17 protein-coding genes are annotated in these 24,609 nt (G+C 72.9%); 8 read left to right on the plus strand and 9 right to left on the minus strand.

Translation table 11 applies throughout. The features are described from left to right. Positions 1 to 976: 976 nt before the first annotated feature. Entirely contained in the window at positions 977 to 1,744 is a 768-nt protein-coding gene (locus tag NQU55_RS24745) for an SDR family oxidoreductase (protein WP_168092709.1), read from the plus strand. 16 nt (positions 1,745 to 1,760) lie between these two features. Here the strand turns inward: NQU55_RS24745 and NQU55_RS24750 are convergent, their stop codons facing one another. Both NQU55_RS24750 and NQU55_RS24755 read right to left on the minus strand, forming a co-directional pair. Further along, entirely contained in the window at positions 1,761 to 1,991 is a 231-nt protein-coding gene (locus tag NQU55_RS24750; protein WP_206329290.1) for a DUF397 domain-containing protein, read from the minus strand. Then, on the minus strand, positions 1,981 to 2,850 hold the full coding sequence (locus tag NQU55_RS24755; protein WP_168092708.1) for a helix-turn-helix domain-containing protein: 870 nt from the start codon (positions 2,848 to 2,850) through the stop codon (positions 1,981 to 1,983). Before NQU55_RS24755 ends, NQU55_RS24750 begins: the two co-directional genes overlap by 11 nt. Before the next feature lie 261 nt (positions 2,851 to 3,111). Here NQU55_RS24755 and NQU55_RS24760 point away from each other — a divergent pair, with 261 nt between their 5' ends. Continuing rightward, the gene (locus tag NQU55_RS24760; protein WP_168092707.1) at positions 3,112 to 3,489 is read left to right on the plus strand and encodes a DUF6415 family natural product biosynthesis protein; all 378 of its coding nucleotides are present in this window, start codon (positions 3,112 to 3,114) and stop codon (positions 3,487 to 3,489) included. 164 nt (positions 3,490 to 3,653) lie between these two features. Here NQU55_RS24760 and NQU55_RS24765 read toward each other — a convergent pair whose 3' ends face one another. Continuing rightward, a complete protein-coding gene (locus tag NQU55_RS24765; RefSeq protein WP_168092706.1) occupies positions 3,654 to 4,154 on the minus strand; it encodes a DUF7927 domain-containing protein in 501 nt (166 codons plus the stop codon). Between the two features lie 609 nt (positions 4,155 to 4,763). Next, entirely contained in the window at positions 4,764 to 6,284 is a 1,521-nt protein-coding gene (locus tag NQU55_RS24770) for a CehA/McbA family metallohydrolase (protein ID WP_168092705.1), read from the minus strand. Between the two features lie 211 nt (positions 6,285 to 6,495). Here NQU55_RS24770 and NQU55_RS24775 point away from each other — a divergent pair, with 211 nt between their 5' ends. The 4 genes from NQU55_RS24775 to NQU55_RS24790 all read left to right on the plus strand — a co-directional run bounded on the left by NQU55_RS24775 (position 6,496) and on the right by NQU55_RS24790 (position 12,827). Further along, positions 6,496 to 7,356 (plus strand): TIGR03619 family F420-dependent LLM class oxidoreductase, encoded by an 861-nt coding sequence (locus tag NQU55_RS24775; protein WP_168092704.1) that lies wholly within the window; start codon positions 6,496 to 6,498, stop codon positions 7,354 to 7,356. Between the two features lie 133 nt (positions 7,357 to 7,489). Next, positions 7,490 to 10,084 (plus strand): bifunctional FO biosynthesis protein CofGH, encoded by a 2,595-nt coding sequence (locus tag NQU55_RS24780; protein ID WP_168092703.1) that lies wholly within the window; start codon positions 7,490 to 7,492, stop codon positions 10,082 to 10,084. 387 nt (positions 10,085 to 10,471) lie between these two features. Next, the gene (locus tag NQU55_RS24785; protein ID WP_240976336.1) at positions 10,472 to 11,671 is read left to right on the plus strand and encodes a DUF8017 domain-containing protein; all 1,200 of its coding nucleotides are present in this window, start codon (positions 10,472 to 10,474) and stop codon (positions 11,669 to 11,671) included. A 46-nt stretch (positions 11,672 to 11,717) separates the two neighbouring features. Then, complete coding sequence (locus NQU55_RS24790) at positions 11,718 to 12,827, plus strand: ADP-ribosylglycohydrolase family protein (RefSeq protein WP_168092702.1); 1,110 nt, start codon at positions 11,718 to 11,720, stop codon at positions 12,825 to 12,827. A gap of 200 nt (positions 12,828 to 13,027) precedes the next feature. On the opposite strand, the gene NQU55_RS24795 is transcribed toward NQU55_RS24790, so the two are convergent. The 3 genes from NQU55_RS24795 to NQU55_RS24805 form a co-directional block, all read right to left on the minus strand. Next, complete coding sequence (locus tag NQU55_RS24795) at positions 13,028 to 13,231, minus strand: DUF397 domain-containing protein (RefSeq protein WP_168092701.1); 204 nt, start codon at positions 13,229 to 13,231, stop codon at positions 13,028 to 13,030. 276 nt (positions 13,232 to 13,507) lie between these two features. Then, positions 13,508 to 14,371: a helix-turn-helix domain-containing protein gene (locus NQU55_RS24800; RefSeq protein WP_168092715.1), complete on the minus strand. Its 864-nt coding sequence runs from the start codon at positions 14,369 to 14,371 to the stop codon at positions 13,508 to 13,510. Between the two features lie 402 nt (positions 14,372 to 14,773). Next, positions 14,774 to 15,550: a GOLPH3/VPS74 family protein gene (locus NQU55_RS24805; RefSeq protein WP_179081288.1), complete on the minus strand. Its 777-nt coding sequence runs from the start codon at positions 15,548 to 15,550 to the stop codon at positions 14,774 to 14,776. A 439-nt stretch (positions 15,551 to 15,989) separates the two neighbouring features. On the opposite strand from NQU55_RS24805, the gene NQU55_RS24810 reads away from it, so the two are divergent. Both NQU55_RS24810 and NQU55_RS24815 read left to right on the plus strand, forming a co-directional pair. Continuing rightward, positions 15,990 to 18,500, plus strand: a complete 2,511-nt coding sequence (locus NQU55_RS24810; protein ID WP_168093032.1) for a D-alanyl-D-alanine carboxypeptidase family protein — start codon at positions 15,990 to 15,992, stop codon at positions 18,498 to 18,500. 155 nt (positions 18,501 to 18,655) lie between these two features. Next, on the plus strand, positions 18,656 to 20,515 hold the full coding sequence (locus NQU55_RS24815) for a DUF8823 domain-containing protein (protein ID WP_372504800.1): 1,860 nt from the start codon (positions 18,656 to 18,658) through the stop codon (positions 20,513 to 20,515). A 72-nt stretch (positions 20,516 to 20,587) separates the two neighbouring features. Here the strand turns inward: NQU55_RS24815 and NQU55_RS24820 are convergent, their stop codons facing one another. Continuing rightward, entirely contained in the window at positions 20,588 to 22,843 is a 2,256-nt protein-coding gene (locus NQU55_RS24820; RefSeq protein ID WP_168093033.1) for an ABC transporter substrate-binding protein, read from the minus strand. Beyond that, positions 22,840 to 24,519: a vWA domain-containing protein gene (locus NQU55_RS24825; protein ID WP_168093034.1), complete on the minus strand. Its 1,680-nt coding sequence runs from the start codon at positions 24,517 to 24,519 to the stop codon at positions 22,840 to 22,842. The genes NQU55_RS24820 and NQU55_RS24825 overlap by 4 nt, the downstream gene beginning before the upstream one ends. Between the last annotated feature and the right edge of the window lie 90 nt (positions 24,520 to 24,609).

Here is a 24,609-nt window from a genome sequence, read left to right on the forward strand (position 1 = left end):
GGGGCTGAGCGGGGGCTGTGGGGGTGGTTGAGCGGGTGGTTGAGTTCCGTGGGTTGTGTGCGGGTTAGAACAGGCTGGCAGCGGGGGGAGGGGTGGGGGGTGCGGGTCCGGTTCGTTGGCTGTGCGGCCGGTGGGGTGTTGGGCGCCGTACTCGTGCCGTCGCGGATGCGGCTGCGTGAGGAGACCGGACGCTCCGTCTGTGGCTGAGGGGGAGCGGGCTGCTGCCGCGATGTGGCTGGGCCCGTCGTGGGCGCTTCGCTCGGCTCGCCACCGTCGTGGCTGGGCGGGCGGGTGTCCCTGGGCTGTGGTTCCTGTGGCGTAGGGCGTGTGGTGGGGCTGCGGGTGGCTTGCGGCCTGCGAGCGGGCCCGCTTATCCGCCGCGGCGGCGGCCAACTGCCCTCGAATGTGGGCTCCTGTGACAGGAGAGGCCCGGTGGGGCTGGAGGTGGCCTGCAGTCTGCGACTCGGCCCGCTTATCCGCCGCCGTGGGCGGCTGGCCGTCCCTGAGGGGGCCCGTCTGTGACAGGGGCATCCTCGTGGTGCAGCTGAGGTGCTCGGCTGCCATTCCGGGCCACTTATCCGCCCGCTGTTGCACGCCGGGCCGGTGGATTTCCGTCCCCTCATCGAGCCATCACCCCCACCAGCCCGCACCCGCCCGCGCAACCACAACGGACGCGAGCTGAGCGAAGCGCCCCCACCGGCCTCAGCCACATCGCGGCAGCAGCCAGCTCCCCCTCAGCCACGGCCGGAGGGACCGGTCTCCTCACGCGCCCGCATCCGTGACGGCGCGAGTACGGCGGCCAGCCTCCCACCGGCCGCACAGCCGACCAACCGAACCCGCGCCCCCCACCCCTCCCCCTGCTGCCGGCCTGTTCTGACCCGAGTCGGGACACACCTCGCGGCGGCATGTCACATTCGGGACCTCGGACGTGTCCTTATCCGTGACAGCACCACTGACCAACGGAGGGATGCCGACCATGAACAAGCCGATCCTGGTGACCGGAGGCACCGGCACCCTCGGCCGTGCCGTCGTCGCGCGGCTGCTCGCCGACGGCCTGCCCGTGCGGGTGATGAGCCGCCGGCCGCGGCCTACGGGCGACGATCGACCGTACGAGTGGGCGGTCTGCGACCTCGCCAAGGGCACGGGCCTCGATGCCGCCCTGGCGGACGTGCGGGCCGTGGTGCACTGCGCGACCAACGCCCGCAACGACGTGGCGACGACCCGGCGGCTGGCCGAAGCCGCGCGGCGGTCCGGGAGTCAGGGCCCGCACCTCGTCTACATCTCGATCGTCGGCATCGACGACGTGCCGCTCCCGTACTACCGCTCGAAGCGGGCGGCGGAGCGGATCGTCCGGGAGTCGGGACTGCCGTGGACCATCCTGCGCACGACGCAGTTCCACGACCTGGTGGCAACCATGACCGCGGTGCAGCGCCGGCTGCCGGTCGTACTGACGCTGAGCGGCGTACGTGTCCAGCCCGTCGAAGTCACGGAGGTCGCCGACCGCCTGGCGGAACTCGTCCAGGGCGCCCCGACAGGCCGCGTGCCCGACATGGCGGGCCCCGAGGTCCGGGACGCCCGCGACTTGGCTGCCGCCACGCTCCGGGCGATGGGCCTGCACCGACGCGTCGTGCCGCTCCGACTCCCGGGAAAGATCGCCCGCACCCTGCGCGCGGGCGGCCTCCTCGCCCCGGACCGGGCGATCGGCAAGGTCACCTTCGAGCAGTACCTGGCCGGTCGCGGGTGAGCCCCTCGCTTCGGCCCTACGCCGGCCAGCGCCCGGACCGCACCTCATGGATGAACGCGGTCCAGGCCACGGCCGGGGTTATGAAGGCGGGGCCGTTGTGTTGTTTGGAGTCGCGGACGGCGATGTGGGTGGCTAGCGCCGCGACCGATATGCAGCCGGCGCCGGTGTTGTCACCGCTGTGCGAGGACTTGAACCAGGATGATTCGCGGGCTATGTCGAGAGCGTTGAGGTAGCTGTTACTCGTCATCGATTTCTTTCGCCAGTCTGTGGAGGAACTCGGGTGTCGTCACCGGTGCCAGGGCGCCCTCACGCATCGCGTCGAACCTCCGGGTGTAGGCCCAGACCTCGCGTGGCTTGTCGGATACCGTCATGACTTGGGGGCCGTCCTCCATGACCACGGGATCGAGCTCGGAGTCGAAGTCGAGGAGCACGAAGTTCGCTCCGGACCGGTACGTTGCAAGGTCTTGCGGGAGGATCTGAACGGTCACGTGGTCGAGTGCGGCTACCCGCTCGATCTCCTCGTACTGCTCACGCATGATGTCGGGGCCGCCGACCATGCGCCGGAGCGCCGCCTCATCGAGGATCACGCGCAGCTCAATCGGATTGTCGCCGTGCACGATCGCTTTGCGCTCCATGCGGAGGGCGACGTTCTTCTCGACGAACTCGGTTGTCCTCTCGTCAACCAGCTTCGCTGTCATGAACAGCGCCCGGGTGTAGTTCTCGGTCTGCAGGAGTCCGAAGACCAGATGCGAATTCCAAGCGCGCATGGTGACGGCATCGGACTCCAGTCCCACGTATAGCAGGGCACCTGAAGGCATGAAGTTCTGATACGGCCTGTACCAGTCGGCGCTGAGCGAGTCCCGGTGAAGTGCCAGCAGGTGCTCACGGTCGCCGCGGTCGTTGACGCCGTACAGATCGAGCAGGTCTTCCAGATCGCGGACGCGTGGGAGCTGATTGTGTCCGGACTCGACCCTATGGATCTTGGTGTGTGAGCTCTCGATGGCCTCGGCGGCATCCTTTGCGCTGTACCCCTTCCTCTCTCGGAGGCGGCGGAGCTCCTTGCCCAGCTCCCTCCGACGGAACGTCGGACCGCGTCGTGCTGCCACTTTGAGCCCTCCCGGTGCTGTACCCCGTGCTGCGCCTCTGTACCCCGAGGGCGCGCGCATGCTGGTTCACGACAAGCCCCAGTTGTCCGCGAGGGCAGGTCTGTTGGCAGTCTTCCACCCCCTGTCCGCTGCTGTGCAAGCCATGCCCAGGCTTAGGCATATGCCAATTCTTCTAAGAACCTTGAGGATGCTTGTGAGTGAACACGCCGCTGCGGGACCGTAGTTCGGCCAGCCCCCACACGCTCGCAAAGGAGCCGGACCATGCCTCCATTCCCCCGCACCGCCCACACCGGTGGAGGACTCACCTACGCACTCCCGCCCGCCGGGGGAACCGTCCTCGACTCCGTGATCCGCGACGCCATCGCCATGGACCGCTGGCTCCCCGCCCCCAGTCGCGTGGCCGAACTGGCCGACCGGCTCCGCGCCTGCATCGAAGCCGTCGTGCCCGCCGTCGAGGGCGCCGTGCAGGGCAGGCCCGTGGACGATCCCGTCCGTGTGGAGGTCCTGGCCACGGCCGCGGAGGCCCGCCACCGCCTCGGGCTCGGGCCCGGAGACGGCTACGCCTCGGCGATCACCTTCGCCAGGGGGCTGGGGCTGGTGGCCAGGGATCTCCTCCGGCTTCAGGAGGGGCTGCGGTGAAGGGGGCCTGGAGACGCCTGCGCGTATGGTGGCGTCGGCCCGTACCGGCCCGGCGGCCGGGCCCGACCCCGGCGGGCGCCGGAACGGGGCCGGGGCCCGTACCCGTCCCCGTTCCCCACACCGGCGGGCCGCCCGCGCTCAGCCCCCTACCGGGCTGTACCTGCCTACGTCGATGAGACCGGCGTGCTGGCCGCGCAGGCCGCGTCCGTGTTGCCCGAAGGGCAGTTGTTGCCCGCCGTCGTGGAGGTGATCCGGTTGTCCAAGTGGTCGTCGCCCGTCGGCGGGTTGGCCACCCGCACCGAGTAGCTGATCGTCGCCTTGGCGCCGGAGGTCAGGTCGCCCTGCCACTGGAGAGTGCGGGACGCGTACGAGGTCCTGCCTCGGTCGGAGGTGGCGGAGGCGAACGTCGCGTCGTCCATCACGTCCGACAGGTCGTCGGAGATCGCCGCGCCGTCGATCGCGGTCGTGCCGGTGTTGGTCACCGTCACGGTGTAGGTGACCGTGTCCCCGGGGTGTGCCGTCGTCCGGTCGACGGTCTTGGCGATTCTGATGGACGTCGCCATGGTGTCGAACGGCGCCGTCGGCGCCATCGCGGCGCCGGTGATCACCCCCACGCCCACCAGGAAGGCGACGAGGGTCAGAACTCTGGGCAGACGATCAGGCAAGACGGTCCCCTCTCCCTGCGCGCATTCAGTGGGGAGATGGCTTGCACCGGGACATGAGCACTACCCATAAACCGCCCCTAGGGGTGAACGCTCGCTCAGGCTGACACTCGTTTCACGGCGGCGTATGAGGAACTCGCCGCTCGCCCACTCGCGGAAGGGCTCGCGTGCGACGCGATCCCTGGGTAGCTTAGGGATCGGCACGAAGAGGCCCCCGCCACGGGCCGGATACCCGGGCGAGGGCCAACCGTAGGGACGGTGGTTTGACCGTCAGCCCTCAGTCTGTGTGAGGACTGCCGGTCACCGTCCAGCGGTCACCTTTTGGCGCACCACCTCCACAGCTCGCGAACCACGGCCGCGATTCGCTCGTGCAGAGGCTTCTTACGGTGGCGCCCCACTGGCGCCCCCCTTCATCGGGATGCGGCCAGAATCCGGTGACCGCGCCGGAGGGAGCCCGGACCGGGACACCCTGGGCGAGAGCCCCGATGTCGGGACCTCTTGAAGGGGGGCGCTCTCGAAGCGCTGAGAGGGACTCTATAACCGCGAATCCCACCAAGTCGCCCGATAGCACGGAAGGTTGATCGGGACTTTCTTGTGCGACTCGCGTTCGATCTAGGTCGGCTCTCCCAGGAACACCGGATTCGTCAGCGCCACCATCGCCCCCGGCACCCCCGAGCCTCCCGCCGCCGCTCTCCGCACCTCCGCCCGTACGTACGCCGCGTGCGAGGGCGTCGTGTGCCACTCGACCGTCCCCGCACCGGAAGTAGGCAGTGGCGTCTCGTGCAGGCGGCCCTGGTCCGTGATGAAGGTCGCCGTGCAGCCCTCCGGTGCCCCCGATACCTTCAGGCGGATCGTCACCGGTGCATCCGCGGCGACCGGGAGGCGTTCGCCGATGCCGGCGTGGTGGCCGCGGCCGCCTGTCGCTGTGAAGGTCAGGTTCACCGCCGAGGACTCCGCGATCCAGCTGCGGCCCGCGCGGAGGGCGGTCAGGAGGGCGTCGCGGGACAGGGTGTCCGCGTGGACGACCGTCTGGGGCATGCCCACCACCTGGGGCTCGCGGTGGGCGTCGCTGTTGCCCATGGCCGGGAGCCAGCGGCGGCCGCCTTCGCGTACTGCGGCGACGAGGGACGCGTCCCACGCCGCGATCGCCATCTCGTCGTCCGGGGTGTACGGGCCGTTCCAGACCTCCACCGCGTCGGCGTCCTCGTAGCCGAACTTCCAGTTGCAGCCGACGCAGGTCGCGTACGGGTGGGCGGGGACGACCAGGCCGCCCGCGCGGTGGATGGTGCGGGCGAAGCGGCCGAAGGCGGCGTCGCGGGCGCGGTAGCGCCAGTCGACGAAGACGCCGGGGTCCGTGCCGAGGGCGACCACGTGGCCGTTGCGGGTGGTGACCTCTTCTCCGGTCAGGATGAGGAGGTCGTCGCCCCACAGGCCTTCCCACGCCCCGTGCGACGACGTCGTGTTGTGCTCGGTCGTCGTGATCCAGTCCAGGCCGGCCGCCCGCGCCGCGGCGGCGATCTCGGCGGGGGTGCGCTTGCCGTCGGAGTGGACGCTGTGCAGGTGGTTGTCGCCCCGGTACCAGGCGCGGCCGCGGCCCCGGGCCCGCTGCGGCGGGTACACCGGGCGCGGGGCGGCCCCGGGCGGCGGCGTCCCGTACCGCAGCGTCACCGTCACCTCGTACGCCAGGCCCTGCGGCGCCACCGTGTACGGGCCGAGGACGACGTGCCAGGTGCCGGGCCGCACGGGGCCGGCCAGGTAGCCGGGCGTGGCCCGTTCGGCGGCGATCGCGAACTCGGTCCGGGCGCCCCCGGACCAGCCGCGGAAGCCCGCGCCGCCCAGCTCCGTGCCGCGCTCGTCGAAGATGCCGATGTCGCACGTGTTGCCCTGGGTGCCGGCGGGCACGGACGGTCTGTCGTACGTGTACGAGACGGCGATCTCGCGCACGCCGGGCGGCACGTCCACGGGCAGGTAGACGTAGTCGGGCGCTCCGGCCGGGAGCCGTCCGGAGACCTTGCGGGTGACGGTCCGGCCGCCGCCCTCGGGGCCGTCCCCTGCGCTCGCGAACGTCACGGTATCGAGCGTAAGCGCGGCGGTCGCGCCCGCGACAGCCGTGAGCACCGTGCGTCGGTCCATCCGCTTCATCGCTGTCCTTCCGTGGAAGGGGGGCTTCGGGAGCACTGTTGTACGCCTCCGTGGCGCGCAGGGGTACAGGAAGCCCCGCGATTGCGACATTCGTATGGCGGCACCGCCCCGCCGAGGGCTCATGGGGCCCGTTTGGGCTTACCGTGAGCCCGTTCCCCGCAGGTCGCGCAGAACGCGAAGGACGCGAAGGAGGTGCCGCCCCGTGCGGATCGCAACCACGGTCTTCCTCACCGACGAGACGATCAGCCCGGTCCGGCTCGCGAGCGAGCTGGAGCAGCGGGGCTTCGACGGGCTGTACGTGCCCCAGCACACGCACATCCCGGTCAGCCGGGAGACGCCGGCGCCCATGGGCGATCCGCTGCCGCACGAGTACGGCCGGGCCCTGGACCCGCTGGCGGTGCTCGCCCAGGCCGCGGCGGTCACCGAGCGGATCGAGCTCGGCACGGGTGTCCTGCTGGTGGCCCAGCAGGATCCGATCGCGCTCGCCAAGCAGGTGGCGACGCTCGACTTCCTCAGCGGCGGCCGGCTGACGCTGGGCATCGGGTTCGGCTGGAACGTGGAGGAGGCGGCCGACCACGGCGTCGAGTGGAAGACCCGGCGCGATCTGGTGCGCGACCGGATGGCCCTGATGCGGGCGTTGTGGGCCGAGGAACCGACCGGCTACCGCGGCGAGTTCGGGTCCGTCAGCGCCAGCTTCGCGCATCCCAAGCCGCTGCGGACGCCGCGTCGGCGCGGCCCGGACGTGCCGCCGCTGGTGGGCCCGCGCACCCTGATCGGGGGCGCCGCCGGGCCGAAGCTGTTCGCGCACGTCGCGGAGTACGCGGACGGCTGGCTGCCCGTCGGCGGCAGCGGGCTCAAGGAGACGATCCCTCAGCTGCGCAGGGCCTGGCAGGAGGCCGGGCGGCCGGGCGAGCCGCAGGTCGTCCCCTACGCGGTGCACCCGTCGGCCGGGAAGCTCGCGTACTTCGCCGACCTGGGGCTCACCGAGGTCGTGGTGGGACTGCCGTCGGCGGGGGAGGCGGAGATCCTGCGGGCGCTGGACGCGCACGCCGAATTCCTGTGAGGGGCAGGCCGGATTCTTGCGAGGGGCGCGCCGGAATTCCCGTGAGGGGCCCTTCACCCGGGGTGACGAGAGGCACACGAATGACGGACGAACCCCTCCCGGGCGGCCCGCACCGCGCTCGTATGCTCGGACAATGACTTCGACCCCGCCGCCCCCGCAGGGATCCGCACCGACCGCCAACGCCATGCGGCGCGCCCTCAAGCGCGCCAGGGACGGCGTGGCCCTGGACGTCGCCGAGGCCGCCGTGCTCCTCCGGGCCCGCGGCGCGGACCTGGAGGACCTGTGCGCGTCGGCCGCCCGGGTGCGGGACGCGGGGCTGGAGGCCGCCGGGCGCCCCGGCGTCATCACGTACTCGAAGAGCGTCTTCATCCCCCTCACCCGCCTCTGCCGGGACAAGTGCCACTACTGCACCTTCGCCACCGTCCCCGGCAAGCTGCGCCGCGCGGGCCACGGGATGTTCATGTCCCCCGACGAGGTCCTGGCCATCGCCCGCCGCGGCGCCGAACTCGGCTGCAAGGAAGCCCTCATCACCCTGGGCGACCGCCCCGAGGACCGCTGGCCCGAGGCCCGCGAGTGGCTGGAGGCGGCGGGCTACGACGACACCATCGCCTACGTCCGTGCCGTCTCCATCCGCATCCTGGAGGAGACGGGCCTGCTCCCGCACCTCAACCCGGGCGCCATGACCTGGACGGACTTCCAGCGGCTGAAGCCGGTCTCCGCCTCGATGGGCATGATGCTGGAGACCACGGCCGAACGGCTGTGGAGCGAGCCGGGCGGCCCGCACTACGGCTCCCCGGACAAGGAACCCGCCGTCCGGCTGCGCGTCCTGGAGGACGCCGGGCGCAGCTCCGTGCCGTTCACCAGCGGCCTGCTGATCGGGATCGGCGAGACGCCCGAGGAGCGCGCCGAGTCGCTGTTCGCGCTGCGCCGCGTCTCCCGCGCGTACCACGGCATCCAGGAACTGATCATGCAGAACTTCCGCGCCAAGCCGGACACGGCGATGCGCGGCATGCCCGACGCCGAACTGGACGACCTGGTCGCCACCATCGCCGTGGCCCGGCACATCATGGGCCCCTCCGCCTGCCTCCAGGCGCCGCCCAACCTCGTGGCGGGCGAGTACGCGCGGCTCATCGGCGCCGGCATCGACGACTGGGGCGGCGTCTCCCCGGTCACCCCGGACCACGTCAACCCCGAGCGCCCCTGGCCGCAGATCGACGAGCTCGCCGAGCGCTCCGCCGCCGCCGGCTTCCGGCTGCAGGAACGTCTCGCCGTCTACCCCGAGTTCGTCCGGCGCGGCGAGCCCTGGCTGGACCCCCGCGTGCTGCCCCACGTCCGCGCCCTGGCCGACCCGGAGACCGGGCTGGCGAACGAGCACGCGGACGTCAAGGGCCTGCCCTGGCAGGAGCCCGAAGACGTCTTCGTCCCCTCCGGCCGCACCGAACTGCACCGCGCGATCGACACCGAAGGCCGCACCACCGACCGGCGCGACGACTTCGACGAGGTGTACGGGGACTGGGAGGCGCTGCGCGAGGCCGCCGCGCCCGGCATGGCGCCTGAACGGATCGACGCCGACGTGCGCGAAGCGCTGCGGCAGGCCGCCGACGACCCCACCCGGCTGACCGACCCCCAGGCCCTCGCCCTGCTGCACGCCGACGGGCCCGCGCTCGACGCGCTGTGCCGCGTCGCCGACGACCTGCGCCGGGACGTGGCCGGCGACGACGTCACCTACATCGTCACGCGGAACATCAACTTCACCAACGTCTGCTACACCGGCTGCCGCTTCTGCGCCTTCGCCCAGCGGCGCACCGACGCCGACGCGTACACCCTCTCCCTGGACCAGGTCGCCGACCGCGCCGCCCAGGCGTGGGACGTCGGCGCCGTCGAGGTCTGCATGCAGGGCGGCATCCACCCCGACCTGCCGGGCACGGCCTACTTCGACATCGCGCGGGCGGTCAAGGAGCGCGTGCCGGGCATGCACGTGCACGCCTTCTCGCCGATGGAGGTCGTCAACGGCGCGACCCGTACCGGCATGTCCGTACGGGAGTGGCTGACCGCTGCGAAGGAGGCCGGGCTCGACACCATCCCCGGCACCGCCGCGGAGATCCTCGACGACGAGGTCCGCTGGGTCCTCACCAAGGGCAAGCTGCCCGCCGCCACGTGGATCGACGTCGTGCGCACCGCCCACGAGGTGGGGATCCGGTCCTCGTCCACGATGATGTACGGGCACGTGGACCAGCCCCGGCACTGGCTCGGGCACTTCCGCCGGCTGGTCGAGATCCAGCAGGAGACGGGCGGCTTCACGGAGTTCGTCACGCTGCCGTTCATCCACACCAACGCCCCCGTGTACCTGGCGGGCATCTCCCGCCCCGGCCCGACCATGCGGGACAACCGGGCGGTCACGGCCATGGCCCGGCTGCTGCTCCACCCCCACATCACCAACATCCAGACCAGCTGGGTGAAGCTCGGCGCCGAGGGCGCGGCGGAGATGCTCCGCTCCGGGGCGAACGACCTGGGCGGGACGCTGATGGAGGAGACCATCTCCCGCATGGCGGGCTCCTCGTACGGCTCGTACCGCTCGGTCCGCGACCTGGTCGCCATCGCGGAGGCGGCGGGACGGACGGCGCGGCCGCGGACGACGCTGTACGGGGAGGTGCCGGCGGAGCGGGTGGCTGCCGCGATGGCGTCGGACGGGCACCTGCCGGAGCTGCTGCCGGTGCTGGACGACTAGCGTCGGGCGGGTCGGGCTGCGCCCCGGGGCGCCGGGATGGGCCGGGGCGGTGCCGGTGCCCGGGGCCGGGGGCCGAGGTCGGGTCGTGCCCCGGGCCGGTGGCGGATTCCGCCGGGCTCGCGCCGTCGGGGCCGGTCGCCGTTGCGGCGGGAGGATTTGCCCCGGCCCCACCCTTTCGCCGTTTCCCGGAGCTGCTCCCCGGACCCCCTGGGTGCGTTCCGGGAGGGGCGAGCAGGGGCTGTGCCCCGGGCCTCCGGGATGGGCCGGCGCAGGCCGTCGCTGAGGCCGTAGGCGGGCGGCGTTCGGTCTTTGGTGTGTCTCAGATGTTGCCGTCTTGTCGAGATGCCTCGACCGGACGGCAACCGTCGGGCGTTTAGGGTGGCCCGCATGTCTTGGCCTCAGAATCCCCAGCAGCCCCACCAGCCGCCGCAGCCGCATCCGTCTCAGCCTCCGCAGGGCGTACCGCAGGGCGGGGCGTGGGGTGGGCCGGAGGCCACTGCCGTCGACCAGCCGGCCGTCGCCCCGCCGCCCGGCGGTGTCCACGCGGCGCCCACCGCCTTCGCGCAGCCCGCGGTGACGCCGCCCGGCCCGCCGCAGGGCGGCGGCGCCCACGCGCAGCCGACCGTCTTCGCCCAGCCCGCCGTCCAGCAGCCGGGCCCCGGCGCGGCCGGATCCGTGCCGCCTCCGCCCCCGCCGCCGGGCGGCTGGACGGCCCCCGCCCCGGCGCCGGCCCCCGCGCCGGTCCCGCCGAGCGGCGGGCGGGGCGGTGGCGGCGGCAACAAGACGATGCTCGCCGTCGTCGGCGGTGTCGTGGCCCTCGCCGTCATCGGCGGCGGCGCGTTCTTCTTCCTCAAGGGCGGCGACGACAAGAAGGACGAGAAGGCCGGCGGCACGGCGCAGGCCTCCGGCGCCCCGGCCGCGGGGAACCAGCAGCAGCCCGCCCCCGACGGCGGCGCGGGCAGCGCGGCCCCCTCGGACGGCGGCCCGCAGGCCGTGCCCGCCGGATGGCAGACGCAGACCAGCAAGGAGCACAAGCTCCAGTACGACGTGCCCGGCACGGGGGAGAAGTGGAAGGTCTTCCCCCAGGACACGATGATCGCGTACACGGACGCGTCCGGTAAGCCGCAGATCTCGATGCGCGACACGGCCAACTTCAGCGAGGGCGGCTGCTCCTCGTCCGCCAACCCCAACGCGATCGGCGAGGCCGGCAAGGGCCAGCTCGCCACCGTCGGCACGGCGGGCGGCGACGCCTCCCTGAGCATCCAGGAGAACGCCCGCAACTGGGCGGGCAACTGGGGCGTCTTCGCGTACGGCGGCCTGGGCAACAAGCCCAAGATCGAGGTCAGCCAGGCCAAGCCCTGGAAGCAGAACGGCATCGAGGGCTGGACCGCGACCGCCAAGGTCAAGGTCCTCAACCGCCCGAGCCCGTGCGTACCGCCCACGGCCATCGTCAAGAGCATCGTCACCAAGCTCCCCGACGGCACCTTCAGCAGCTGGATCATGTACGCCGACCAGGGCGTCTCCGGCGCGCTGCCGGAGTCCCGGGTCGACGAGATCATGAAGACGGTCCGCCCGCTCAAGGGCTGAGGCCGGGAACGGGAACAGGACCGGGAACAGGAAGGGGCGGGACACCATGACCACCACCGCACTGTGGAGCCGGGCGCAGCAGCAGGACTTCCGCGCCCGCGTCCGCGGCTGCCTGCTCGGCGGGGCGATCGGCGACGCCCTCGGCGCGGGCATCGAGTTCCACTCGCTCGACATGATCCGCGGGAACCACGGGCCCGCCGGTGTACGCGACTACGTCCGGGCCTACGGGCGGCGCGGTGCCGTCACGGACGACACCCAGATGACGCTGTTCACCGTCGACGGCCTGATCCGCGCCGAGATCCGGCGCGACGGCGGCACCTGGCCCGCCCCCGAGGAGGTGCACCGGGCGTACCTGCGCTGGCGGGTCACCCAGCGCTACCAGGAGCCGGATCCGCGCGACCCCGCCCTGGGCCTGCTCGGCCGCCAGCCGTGGCTCCACTCGCAGCGGGCCCCCGGCAACGCCTGCCTGTCCGGGCTCGACGACGACCGCATGGGCACCCTCGCCGCGCCCAAGAACCCGGAGTCCAAGGGGTGCGGCACCGTGATGCGCTCGGCGCCGTTCGGCCTGCTGGTGGACCGGGAGGCCGCGGAGGTCTTCCGGCTGGCCGCCGAGTGCGCCGCGCAGACCCACGGCCACCCCTCGGGCATTCTGGCGGCGGCCGCCTTCGCGGCGATCGTGCACGGGATCGTGCGCGGCGGGACGCTGGAGACGTCGGTCCGGCAGGCGCTCGGCCTGCTGGCGCAGTGGGGCGGCCATGAGGAGACGACGGCCGCGCTCCGGCAGGCGCTCGACGCCGTGCGCCAGGGGGCGCCGAGCGCCGAGCGGCTGGAAGCGCTCGGCCAGGGCTGGGTGGCCGAAGAGGCCCTGGCCATGGGCGTGTACTGCGCGCTGGTCGCCGAGGACATGCGGCACGGGCTGCTGCTCGCCGTCAACCACGGCGGCGACTCCGACTCCACGGGCTCGATCTGCGGCAACCTGCTCGGCGCGCTGCACGGCGAGACCGCGCTGCCGCCGGACCTGCTGGCCGAGCTGGAGGGGCGGGCCGCGATCGCCGAACTCGCCGACGACTTCGCCCTGGAGCTCACCCAGGGGGCGCAGCTGCACGGCCCGGACGCCGCCTCGGCGGTCTGGTCGGAGCGCTACCCGCAGGGCTAGCGGACGGGGCCGCCGGGGGGCCGGCGACCGTTGCGATTGCACAATCCGGGGTCGCGGCCGCACGGCCGCGGCCTCCGGGCCCGGGCCCGGAGACCGACCCGGACACGGCGGAACCCCCTCGGCCGGGACGGCGGACCAGTCGAGGGGGTTCTGCGCGGAACTGCCTTGGGGTGGTGAAGTCGTCGTATCGGGCGGACTTATCAGAAGTCGTACGCGCGACGGGAAACGGTCGTCACAAACGAGGACCAGGCGGCGGGCTTGAAACCGAGAATCGGCCCCTGGGGGTCCTTGGAGTCACGGACCGCGATGGACTGGGGGAGAGGGGAAGCGACCTCTACGCAGTCGCCGTTGGCCAGCGAGTACGAGGACTTGCGCCACGTGGTGTTTCCCTGCTGGATGGCCATGATTGCTCCCATGCCTTGGTGAGTATGTGCCTTGATCAGAAACGCCGGTCGGAACGCCGGTTTCCCGAGGTGCGACCGACGTTACGCGCCAACATCACCTGATGAACGGGCCATTCACTCGACCGGATGGCATATTCGGGAACGCCCTTCCCGGTTGACCGTGGAGGGTGTACCGTGCGGCGGCCGCCCGGGAGGCGGGGCCGGCCGGCAGCGCGGACGTGCCGGGGACCGCGTGGATCTGCTCGGGTCCGCTCGGATCCGCCCGGGCCGCTGAGCTCAGATCTCCGCCGCCCACTCCTCCGCGACCCGGTCGATGAACTGCCGGGAGTGATCCGCGTTGAGGGCCTGCATTCGCAAATGCTCGTACATCACGCTGTAGGTCTGCACATCGTTCGGCTTCTCCAGGTAGAGGTCACTCGTGATCCCCTCCAGATAGACCGTGCTGGCATCCTGCGGATCGTTGAACTCAAGAATGGAGAACTTTCCGTACATGCCCGGATGCGCACCCACGTCGTACGGCAGCACCTGCACCGTGATGTGGGGCTCCATGCTGAACTGCACGAGCTGGCGCATCTGTTCCGCCATGATCTCCCGGCTGCCCACGATCCGGCGCAGCGCCGACTCGTCGATGACCGCCCAAAGCCGCAGCGGATTCTCCGGATCGGTGATCCGTTCCTGCCGTCGCATCCGCACCTGCACGCGCCGCTCGATATCCGCGCCCGTCGCCTCCGGCCAGGAGCCCTCGGTCACGGCGCTCGCGTAATTGGGCGTCTGCAGCAGACCCGGTACGAGAGATGCCTCGTACACGCGCAGTGAGGCCGCGTCCGTCTCCAGGCCGATGTAGACGCTGTAGGGAATGTCGCCGAAGGCGTGCCACCAGCCCTGCTGGCGCGACTCCTTGGCCATCTGCATCAGCGAATCGACAATGCGGTGGTCCTCGACCCCGTACACCCCGCAGAGATCGCGCACGTCGCGCTGGCTGATGCTGCGGCGGCCGTTCTCCAGGCGGCTGATCTTCGACTGCGAGACGAGCAGCCGCTCGGCGACCTCTTCGGCTGTCATGCCCTTGAGTTCGCGGAGCTTGCGCAGCTCCTGCCCCAAGCGGCGTCGCCTAACGGTGGGATTGACACTGGACGCCACGGGACGCACCTCCGGCTCCGTCATGCTGCTGTCTCCTGACCTCGCAGCCTGCCACCACATGCCGGGGCGGCGCTGGAAAATGCCACACAGAGTCCGCCTGCGGTGAAGGGTTGCCGGGGCCGGCCGCCGCGGACCGTGCATCGTCCCGTGCACGTGCACGCGGGGTGGTGGGCCGGACCGCCGTCCCGGGCGGCCGGCCCACCACCCCGCGCGATATCGCGGCTCCCGAACCGGGCCGGGGGACTGCGCTGCGGTCGGTCGAGCTCTGGGTGTGCTGTGGGTGTTGCTGTACGGGTGGTGCGGTGGTGCGGTGGTGCGGTGCTGCATCGGTGGTGCGATGTGCTGTGTCGCGCCGTTCTCCGGGCGGTCAGCGGTGCGGCCGGCGGATGCGGCGGCGTCGGCTCAGGACGCGCCTGCCCGGGCCATCACGGCCGTCCCCTGGGCCACCTGCTGCCCGGACGCCGTACCCCGGACCGACGTGCGCCGCCCCGAACCGCCGGCGCCGTGGGCGCCCGCGCCGGAACCGGCCGCCGCCGGGGCCCGCCGCGGCTGCGCCGCGACGCCGTTCTGCACGTCCATCACGGCGTGCGCCACGAGCCCGCCCATGGGATCGTGCCTGATCAGATCCCGCAGCCGGGAGCGGGAGGACCGCCCCTCGTTGCCCGGGTAGAGGTGCTTGCCGAGACCCACCGCGTGGGCCAGGGCGGCGAGCGCCGCGGTCCGCGGGTCCGGCGGGACGCCGGTGCGGATCGCGCTGTCCAGTCGGGCCCTGATCTCCCGGCTGATCGCGGTGTCCGTCGCCTGATAGCGCGTCGTCGGCAGCACCCCGCACATCTGGCCCGCCACGGCATGCACCATGCCGCACCGCTCCAGGTGCGTGAGATACGTCTGGCGCAGCCCCAGCCGGGGCCCGCCGATCCAGTGGACGGCGCGGACCGGACTGCCGCGGCGGCGCAGCAGTTCGAGCGCGGTGTCCAGCGTCGGATCTCCTGTCGGCCGCGGCATCACCACGGCGATACGATCCCCGTCTGGGGCTATCCGTCCAGCCAGAGCCAGCTCCACTAGCTGTGCCCCGGCGAGACCCAGGTCGAGCGACTGCGGCTGCGCCGTGGTTCCCGTGGCCGGGTCCAAAGCGAGCAGCAGAAGCTCCTCCGGAATTGTTCTGCGGCTCCTGCCCATCCATGCCTCCCCGCGTGGATGACTGACAGGGTGACCCCTCTCACATTGGTCTGTCGAGAGTGCGTGGTGGCTTCGGGTGGGAACCGGTAGGTATGTCGTCTCGTCTAGCACGACGGTGAGGCCGGTCGATCCCTTCAAGCGGTGCGGTTGCGCGGTGACGGGCCTGCCGCACAGGACACTGGTAAGCGTTTGAGAAGGTTCGGCCTGCGGGGTGCGGAGCACCCCGCGGTGGCGTATCGCGTGGGAATTCGAGGAGGCATCGGTGGCGGGCGAGTCCCCCGGCAAGTCGGAGCAGCGGAAGTCGTCGGGGGAGACGGCTGGCGGCGAGCTCGACCCGCGACTCGGGGTTTTCCGGGAAACTTCCGGAAAGCCGTCCGGGAAAGCTGACGCGCCCGAGAGCGCGGATGCCGCGGATGCCGCCGAAGGCGGCCGTGAAGAAGTGTCCCCGGCGTCCGGTGAGGCCGATGCGGATGCAAAGCCCCAGACCTCTGCGGAGGGCTCGGCGAAGGCCGGGTCCGCTGCCGGGGGCCGCGCGGCGGCGGGCGGCGACGCCCGCCTGAAGGCCGCTGTGGCGGCGTGGGTGGCCGGTTCGGACGGGGAAGAGGACGAAGAGGGCTCCGAGGCCTCCGACGGTCCGGAGAAGGCCTCCAAGGCCTCCAAGCCCTCCAAGGTCCCCGCCTCGGACGAGGCCGGCGAGGCCGGCGTGAACGGTGCCCCGTCGGGCCGGGCCAAGGCCGAGGACCCCGAGCCCGTCGACCGGGCGACGGCCGTCTTCCGTACGGTCCGGCCGAAGGCCGACGCCTCGTCCGCTGACGGCGACGGTGACGGCAAGGCTGCGAAGTCCGCGAATCCCGCCTCCGGCGAGGACGAGGCCAAGGCCGCCCCCTCCGCGGGCCGGCCGGCGAACGGCGCCCCGTCCGCCGATGCCAAGGACAAGGCCAAGGCCAAGGCCGAGGACTCCGCGCCCGCGGACCAGGCCACCGCCGTGTTCCGTACGGTCCGGCCGAAGGCCGACGCCTCCGGCGCCGAGGCCCCGGCCGCCGCCGCGCGTTCCGCCAACGGCGCCCCGTCCGGCGACGACAAGGACAAGGGCAAGGCCAAGAGCTCCGCGCCCGCCGACCAGGCCACCGCCGTCTTCCGTACGGTCCGGCCCAAGGCCGGCGGGGCGTCCGGTGACGCCGCCGGTGCCGCGAAGGCCCCGGCCGCCGACAGCCAGGACGGCGGGTCCGACAACCAGGCGACCGCCCTGCTCAAGGCCCCCGTCCTCGGCGAGCCCGCCCGTAAGGACGGCGCTGCCAAGGACGGTGCTGCCAAGGACGGTGCCGCCAGGAAGGGCGGCGCTGCCAAGGGCGAGGACTCCGACTCCGAGCGCACCAGCCAGTTCGTGCCGCTGAAGTCGCTCGACGAGGCTGCCGCCAAGCCGGCCACCCCGGCCAAGGCCGCGGCCAAGGCGCCCGCCAAGGACGCCGCCGAGGCTCCGGGCAAGCCCGCCCCGGCCAAGGACGCCGCCAAGGCGTCCACCAAGGTCCCCGCGCCCGCGCCCGCCCCGGGCAAGCCCGCCATTCCGGTCAGCGTCACCCCGCCGGCTCCCTCCGAGCGGACGCAGCAGCAGCCGTTCCCCCCGAGACCGGGCGGCGGCGGCCCCACGGTCCCCCCGGCGGCGGGACAGCCCGCGGCGCCGCTGGACCTGCTGGCGCAGCTGACCAACACGCCTCCGCCGCCGGAGACGCCCACCCGCACGATCCTGCGCCGGGTGAAGATCTGGACGCCGCTGGTCGTGCTGCTGGCGATCGTCTTCTGCGTGGTGCAGGCGTTCCGCCCGCTGCCGGAGCCGAAGCTGGTGCTCACGGCGAAGAAGACGTTCACGTTCGACGGCGACAAGGCGCAGATGACGTGGCCGGCGACCGGCCAGGCGTACGTCGAGGTGGACGGCCTGGGCGCGCTGGGCGAGTCCGGCGAGGAGAAGCCCGTCCCGATCGCGAGCGTCACCAAGGTGATGACCGCGTACATCACCCTTCGCGACCACCCGATGAAGAAGGGTGACAAGAAGGGCGCGCTGATGACCGTCGACGCCAAGGCGGTCAGCGACTACCAGAAGGGCAAGCCCGAGGGCGAGTCCCTGGTCCGGGTGACCGAGGGCCAGAAGCTCTCGGAGTACGAGGCGCTGGAAGCGCTGATGCTGCCGTCGGCGAACAACATCGCCAAGCTGCTGGCGCGCTGGGACGCCGGTTCCGAGGAGGCGTTCGTCAAGAAGATGAACGACACCGCCAAGGACCTGGGCATGGTGAACACGACGTTCACCGACCCGAGCGGCTTCGACGCGACGACGAAGAGCACCGCGAAGGACCTGGTCAAGCTGGGCAAGAAGGCCATGGCGGACCCGGTCTTCAAGGAGATCTCGGGGCTGACGGAGTACATCGACAGCAACGGCGAGAAGCAGAAGAACTTCAACCCGATCGTTCCGCTGTACGGCACCGGCATCAAGACCGGCACGACCACCGCGGCCGGCGGCAACCTGCTCTTCGCCGCGGAGAAGAAGATCGGCGGCACCACGCAGCTGATCATCGGAGCGGTGCTGGCGCAGCACAAGACGCCGATCATCGACTCGGTGGTCGCGGCGACCAAGGACGCGATCGAGTCCGCGAAGAAGGCGCTCGAGGCGAAGACGGTCGTGAAGAAGGGCGACGTCGTGGGCGCCGTGGACGACGGTCTCGGCGGCCGCACCCCGGTCGTGGCGACCAAGGACGTCACGGCCGTCGGCTGGGCGGGCCTGTCCGTCGGCCTGGCGGTCAACGACGGCGGCCACAAGCTGCCGCACGAGGCGAAGTCCGGTGCCGAGGTCGGCATGCTGACCGTGGGCAGCGGCCCGGGCCAGGTCCGGGTGCCGGTGGCGCTGAAGGCGCCGCTGGCCGAGCCGGGCTTCGGCGCGAAGCTCACGCGCCTCGGCTGAGGTGCACGGGGGCGGCGCTCGCCGTCCCTGCCGGGCCCTCGCGGCGTGCTAGCGTCGCGAGGGTTTGAGCACGGCCGCGGCCGTGCCGCTACCCGTGGAACCGGGGCAGCGCGACGATGGGGGAAGACCTCCGGGGGAAGACGGGGAGAACTGCAGTGACCACCGTGGACCCGGCACGGGCCGGCAAGCCCGACGAGCCGGGTGAGCAGGACGGGCGGGATTCCGTCTTCCCAGGAGCCCCGCGGCCTTCCGGCGGCGCGGGCCTGCGCGGCCGGCTCAGGCGCGCGGGCCGCGCGGCGGCCGGCCGCCCCGTCCTGACCACCCTGTGCGTGGCGGCGGCGCTGCACGTGCTCTGGGTGTACGTGTTCGCGAACAGCGGCGGCGACCTGGCCGCCCAGGACGCGTGGGCCGAGTTCGTGGGCCAGCATCCCGACTCGGCGTACAACCTCGCCTGGTACGGCGGCATGCACCCCGTTTCGTACAGCGTGATCTCGCCGTACCTGATGGCCAGCATCGGTGTCCGCACCACGATGATGATCGCGGGCACGCTCTCGGCGGGCCTGATCGCCCTGCTGCTCGTGCGCAGCAGGGTCGTGCGCCGGCCGCTGGTGGCGGCCTTGTACGGCACCTTCGCGCTGACCTGCAACGCCATATCCGGACGGGTCACCTTCGGGCTCGGCACGATGTTCGGTCTGGCGGCCGTCGCCGTGATCTTCGCGTGGCCGATGCGCTGGCGCTCGGAGGGCAAGTACCGCTGGGGCCGGGCGGGCCTGGCCGCGCTGGCGGCCGCGCTGGCGACGGCGTCGAGCCCGGTGGCCGGCCTCTTCGTGGGCTTCGTCGCGGCGGCCCTGTGGCTGGGCAAGCGGCGCCCGGCGGCGTACGCGCTGGGCATCTCCCCGGCCGTGGTGGTGGGTCTGTCTGCGTGGCTGTTCCCGTTCTCGGGCCACCAGCCGATGGCCTTCGCCTCGGCGATCCTGCCGCTGCTGAGCGGCCTGTTCGGGGTGCTGTTCGTCCCCAAGGAGTGGCGCACGGTCCGGATGGCCTCGGCGCTCTACGTCCTGGCCGTCCTGCTGGTCTGGCTCATCCCGTCGCAGATCGGCACGAACGTCTCCCGGCTCGGCATGATCTTCGGCGGGACGGTGCTGGTCGCCGCCCTGCCGGAGCTGAAGGTGCCGCGGCCGGCGGAGCTGTTCAAGAGCGGCCTGCGCTGGACGGCGCTCATCCTGGCCCTGGTGACGTGCACGTCGTGGCAGCTGGCCAACGCCATCGGCGACATCATCCACACCACGCCCGCCGCTTCCTGGGCGCGCGAGCTCGCGCCCCTGGTGAACCGGCTGCAGCAGACCGACACGGCGCGGGGCCGGGTCGAGGTCGTGCCCGCCCGCAGCCACCGCGAGTCCTCGGCCCTCACCCCGTACGTGAACCTCGCCCGCGGCTGGAACCGGCAGGCCGACCGCGAGCGCAACCCGCTCTTCTACGAGCCCGGGCTGCTCACCTCCTCCAGCTACCGCGCCTGGCTCGACCGCTGGGCCGTGCACTACGTGGTGCTGCCCACCGACGAGCCGGACCCCGCGGCCGTCGAGGAGGCCAAGCTCGTCGCCAAGGGCCAGTCCTACCTGCGCCAGGTGTGGTCCGACGACAACTGGCGGCTGTACGAGGTCGAGGCGCCGACGCCCCTCGCCGACCCCCCGGCGGTCGTGGAGCGCACGGACGCGGAGGGCCTCACGATCCGGGTGGACAAGCCGGGCCCGGTCCTCATCCGCATCCCGCACTCCCCGTGGCTGGGCCTGGTCGACGAGAACGGCAAGGACGTCAAGCCGCCGAAGGCGGGGCCGCGCGGCGAGCCGCCGGTCAACGTCAACGGCTGCCTGTCCAAGGAGGTCCAGGAGGCCCGCGAGGACCGGCCGGAGGACAGCTGGACGGTGCTGAACGCGCCGAAGCCGGGCACGTACCACATCGTGGCGCGCTACAAGCTGCCGCGCGGCACGGGCTGCCCGGACAACCTGGTGAAGTAGCCCGGCGGGGAAGCGACTCCGCCGGGAAGCGGCCCCGGCGGAAACCTCCGGACGCTTCCCGGCGCCTGCGGGTCACTCGCAGACGCGCGGCGGTGACCCGGCGGCCCGCGGCGGGGCCTTGAGGTCCTTCTGCACGCTGTCCAGGTAGCCCAGCACTTTCTGCTGCCTCTCCGGGCCCGGGTCGGCGAGGTAGTCCAGGACGCCGTGCTGGAAGGCGAAGCGCATCCGGAGCGGCATCACGTCCGAGGCGTCCAGGCACTTGGGCCGCTGCCGGTCGCGGAGGGCCTTGCCGACGGCGTCGTTGACGCGCTCGGAGGGTCCGGGCTGCGGCGCGTCCGCGGTGACGAAGAAGGGCCGGCCGGGGTTGCCCGGGTCCTTCGCGGCCGTGCCCGCCGCCCCCTGCTGCCCGCCCTCGCCCGGCCCGGGCGGCGCCTCGGCCCACGCCCGCTGGCCCTGCGGGGAGGCCAGGAAGCGCATCAGGTCCCGGGCCGCCGCGCTCTTCCCGAAGAGCGTCGCGAAGTCCGCCGACACCTCGGAGGAGGCGGGCCGGCGGGCGATGCCGGGGAGCACCTCCCGCGTGGGGACGAAGGCCGCGCGGCGGGTGTAGTCGGAGTCGCGGATGAACGAGCCCTGGTGCTGCAGGGCGCACTGCGAGGAGAAGACGCTCTTCGCGAAGTCCTGGCTCAGGGCGGCCGTGGCCGCTCCCCGGTCGAAGATCCCCCCGAACGTCCGCCAGGCGTCGGCCACCGCCCCGCGCGACCACTCCAGCTCGCCCCGGGCCCACTGCTCGTAGACCTCCTTGCCGCTCTGCTGCAGCAGGATGTCCTCGATCCAGTCGGTGCCCGGCCAGCCGGACGTGGCGTCGCCGCCCATGCCCGCGCACCACTGGCCGCCGCGGGCGGCGAGCGCGCGCAGGTCCTGCCGGCGGGCGGGGTCGTACCAGACGACGCTCTTCAGGTCGGCCTTGACCGCGATGCCGTAGACCTTGCCGCCGATCGCGGGGGCCCACAGCGGGCCGTACCCCTCCAGGGCGTCCCCGAGGACCGGGGCGAGCTCCCGCGGCGGGGTCTCCGAGCCGACGTACTCGCGCACTTCGCCGAGGCTCGGCAGGATCGCGACGTCCGGCGCGTTGCCCGCGTTCAGCCGGGAGAGCAGCACCTCGCGCAGGGCCGTGGTGCCCTGGTAGTCGACGTCGACGTGGTACTTCGCGGAGTACGCGTCGAGCACCTGGCGGAAGCGCGCCTCCTCGGTGTCCGTCCACGGGGCGAGGACGGTGATGCGCCCGTGGTGCTCGCTGCGCGCGTCGCCCGAGCCGGCCGCGCAGAACAGCACCAGCCACAGGGCCAGCAGGACGGTCGCGGCCTCGAAGGAACGTATCCGCCGGCCGAGGCTCTGCGGGACCCGGGCGAAGCGGTACTCCTCGATGCGGGGCTGGAGGCCGAGGACGGTCAGGGCGGCGATGACGACGCCCGCCAGGAGGATCCAGGCGGGGACGGCGGTCAGCCAGTGGGTGTCCTGCATGTGGCCGCGCACCGTCTCCGGGACGCTGCCGGAGACGTCCCCGCCGCCCGCCGCGCGGTAGGCCCGGCCGAGGTCGTCCCGGAGCTGCAGGGCGGCGGTCAGGAGCAGGGGTACGAGCCCCGCCAGCAGCACGGTGGCCCCCGCGAGGGGACCGTTGAACCGGCGGCGGAAGCGGCGCCGGAGGAAGAGCTGCGTGTCGACGAGCAGCCAGGCCAGCGCGCACCACAGCAGGACCGCCGCGCCCCAGGCGAGCTTCAGCAGCCAGCCGGTCGACGTCTGCGACTTCAGCACCGCCGCCTGCCGGTCCTGGACGCCCGCGAGCCGGGCGATGATGCCGCTCTTCTTGCGGTTCAGCGTGCTGTCGGCGTAGTGCAGGTAGGCGTCGCGCAGCTTCTCGTCGGCGTGGCTGCGGGCGGCCTGCCCGACGAGGTAGTCGTACGAGGAGAGCTGGCCGGCCACGGTGCTCAGGGCGCTCTGCCCGGCGGAGCCCGCGACGGTGGTGGCGGAGGCCTTCTCCAGGCTCCTGAAGGCGGCGTTGATCTTCGCGCGGTAGTCCTCGCCGGTGCCCTCCGTGGCGGCGGCCGGGCCGCGCAGGGAGGCCGTCGCGGCCTTCAGCGAGTCCCGCAGGGCCTTCTCCGTGGCGGCGACGTGGCCCATCGCCGGGACGGTGCGGTCCGGCACCTGGGCGGCGTCCCGGCTCACCCCGTAGTACGCCGCCAGGAGGGCGCCGCAGGCGAGCACGGTCGCCACCAGCAGGGCGGCCGTCCGGCGTATCAGCCAGGGTCTGGTGTCCGCGGGGGTGGTCATGCGGCCGGCTCCGGCGGCTCGTGCTCCGGCCGTTCGTGCTCCGGCCGTTCGTGCTCCGCCCGCGGGTGCCGCTCCGGCGGTGCGGGGTCCGCGAGGCGGTACCGGCACTGGGAGCAGACCTGCGCCGTACCGGGGGAGACGCGCCCGCAGCGCGGGCACTGCACGTCGGGCCGGGCGGCTGCGCCGGACCCGCCGGACGTGCCGGGGGCGCGGGCGGCCGGTGCCGCCGCGACCTGCGCCGCACCGGGCGCGCGCCGCTGCCCGTGCACGGAAGGCGGCGGGGCGGGCGGTCCGGGCGGCGCGGCCCAGGACGCCTGCGCCTGCGTGCTGTGGTCGGAGCCCACCCAGGCCGCGTGGAGGTCGCCGGCGGCGATGACGTCGCGCAGCCGGACCCGCCCTTCCCGGGCGTCGTCGACGTGCACCAGCCGCCGCAGCCGGCGCAGCATCTTCTCGTCGCCGAGGTCGTCGGCGAGCCGCACCGCCCGGCCCCACTCCTCCTCCGCGGTCGCGCGCCCGCCGCGCTCGTACGCCTCGCAGCCGGCGTTGACCGCGCGGCCCAGGTCGGCGTGGCCGGCGAAGTGGGCGACGCGCGGGTGGACGCGCGTGGACAGGGCGGCGTCGTCGGTCCAGTGGACGAGCAGGGGGACGGGCCGGGGCACGGCGACGACGGCCTCGGCGGGGTGGTCGCCGACGGCGTCGGCCACCAGCGACAGGGAGGCCAGCTGCATGTCCTCGCCCATCGGGTCGCCGGCGGGGTCGGCCGTGACGCACAGGTGGTAGTCGCGGGACTCGTCGCCCCAGGCCCCGGTCGGGAAGTCCCAGCTGCGCTCCCCGGTCTGCACGGCCTCCGCGGTGAGGTCCAGCTCGGTGGGGAAGACCTGCTTGAAGAAGCGGAGCTCGCTGCCGACGCGCAGCCGGACGCGGATCCGTATGCCGGGCAGCGCCTTCGTCATGGCGCTCGTCATCATCGTGCGGAACTCCTCCTCCAGGTCGGAGTCGCGCTCGACGGCGTCCGCCTTGCCGTGCAGCCGGGCGGCGATCGCCCGCAGCTCGGCGGCGGCCCACTGGTCGCCGATGCCGCGCGCGTCGCAGGTGAACTTCCCGGCGCAGTCGGCGAGGACGCGCTCCAGCTCGTCGGGCCGGTCGTGCTCGTTCCTGCCGTCGGTCAGCAGGAGGGCGTGCCGGATGGGGTGGTCCTGCCCCGGGGCGGTGAGCAGGTCGCGGGCGCAGGCGAGCCAGGAGGCGATGGCCGTGCCGCCCGCGGCGACGAGGCCGTGGGCGGTGCGGGCGGCGTCGGCCCGGGTGTCGGGCCCTGCGACGGCCATCCGGCCGCCGGCCGGGTAGACGACGCGGGCCTTGTCGGTGCCCTCGACGAGCGCGAAGCGGGTGCCGTCGCGCAGGACGCCGATGGCGGCGGCCGCGGCCTTGCGGGCGGCCGAGATCTTCGTGCTGGGCCAGCTCATCGACCCCGAGCAGTCGATGACGACGACCTCGGCGGAGGAGGCGTGCGTGGTCAGCCCGCCCAGCCCGTGCCCCTCGACCGTGAGGACGGCGTGGGCCGGCACGGTGCCGGAGCCGGCCGGCAGGTGCTTGTTCTGCCCCAGCTGGGCGGTGAGGGCGGGCAGGGCCGCCGTCGGTGCGCGGTCCTGCGGGCCCGCGCCGTCGTCTCGGTTCATCGCGCATCCCGGTTCATCGCGTCGGTCCCTTGCCTCGGTCCATTCGTTCCCCCGTGCCGGACGTGCCAGACGTGCCGGACGTGTCGGCCC

Origin of the sequence: Streptomyces telluris (assembly GCF_024519335.1) — a bacterium.
Lineage (GTDB): Bacteria > Actinomycetota > Actinomycetes > Streptomycetales > Streptomycetaceae > Streptomyces > Streptomyces telluris.

Bases quoted from the DNA above. Each gene is read 5' to 3' on its own strand.
- NQU55_RS24785 (WP_240976336.1), top strand. From the start codon at position 10,472: ATGTCTTGGCCTCAGAATCCCCAGCAGCCCCACCAGCCGCCGCAGCCG.
- NQU55_RS24825 (WP_168093034.1), bottom strand. From the start codon at position 24,519: ATGAACCGAGACGACGGCGCGGGCCCGCAGGACCGCGCACCGACGGCG.
- NQU55_RS24820 (WP_168093033.1), bottom strand. From the start codon at position 22,843: ATGACCACCCCCGCGGACACCAGACCCTGGCTGATACGCCGGACGGCC.
- NQU55_RS24795 (WP_168092701.1), bottom strand. From the start codon at position 13,231: ATGGCCATCCAGCAGGGAAACACCACGTGGCGCAAGTCCTCGTACTCG.
- NQU55_RS24745 (WP_168092709.1), top strand. From the start codon at position 977: ATGAACAAGCCGATCCTGGTGACCGGAGGCACCGGCACCCTCGGCCGT.
- NQU55_RS24805 (WP_179081288.1), bottom strand. From the start codon at position 15,550: ATGGGCAGGAGCCGCAGAACAATTCCGGAGGAGCTTCTGCTGCTCGCT.
- NQU55_RS24790 (WP_168092702.1), top strand. From the start codon at position 11,718: ATGACCACCACCGCACTGTGGAGCCGGGCGCAGCAGCAGGACTTCCGC.
- NQU55_RS24760 (WP_168092707.1), top strand. From the start codon at position 3,112: ATGCCTCCATTCCCCCGCACCGCCCACACCGGTGGAGGACTCACCTAC.
- NQU55_RS24780 (WP_168092703.1), top strand. From the start codon at position 7,490: ATGACTTCGACCCCGCCGCCCCCGCAGGGATCCGCACCGACCGCCAAC.
- NQU55_RS24750 (WP_206329290.1), bottom strand. From the start codon at position 1,991: ATGACGAGTAACAGCTACCTCAACGCTCTCGACATAGCCCGCGAATCA.
- NQU55_RS24770 (WP_168092705.1), bottom strand. From the start codon at position 6,284: ATGGACCGACGCACGGTGCTCACGGCTGTCGCGGGCGCGACCGCCGCG.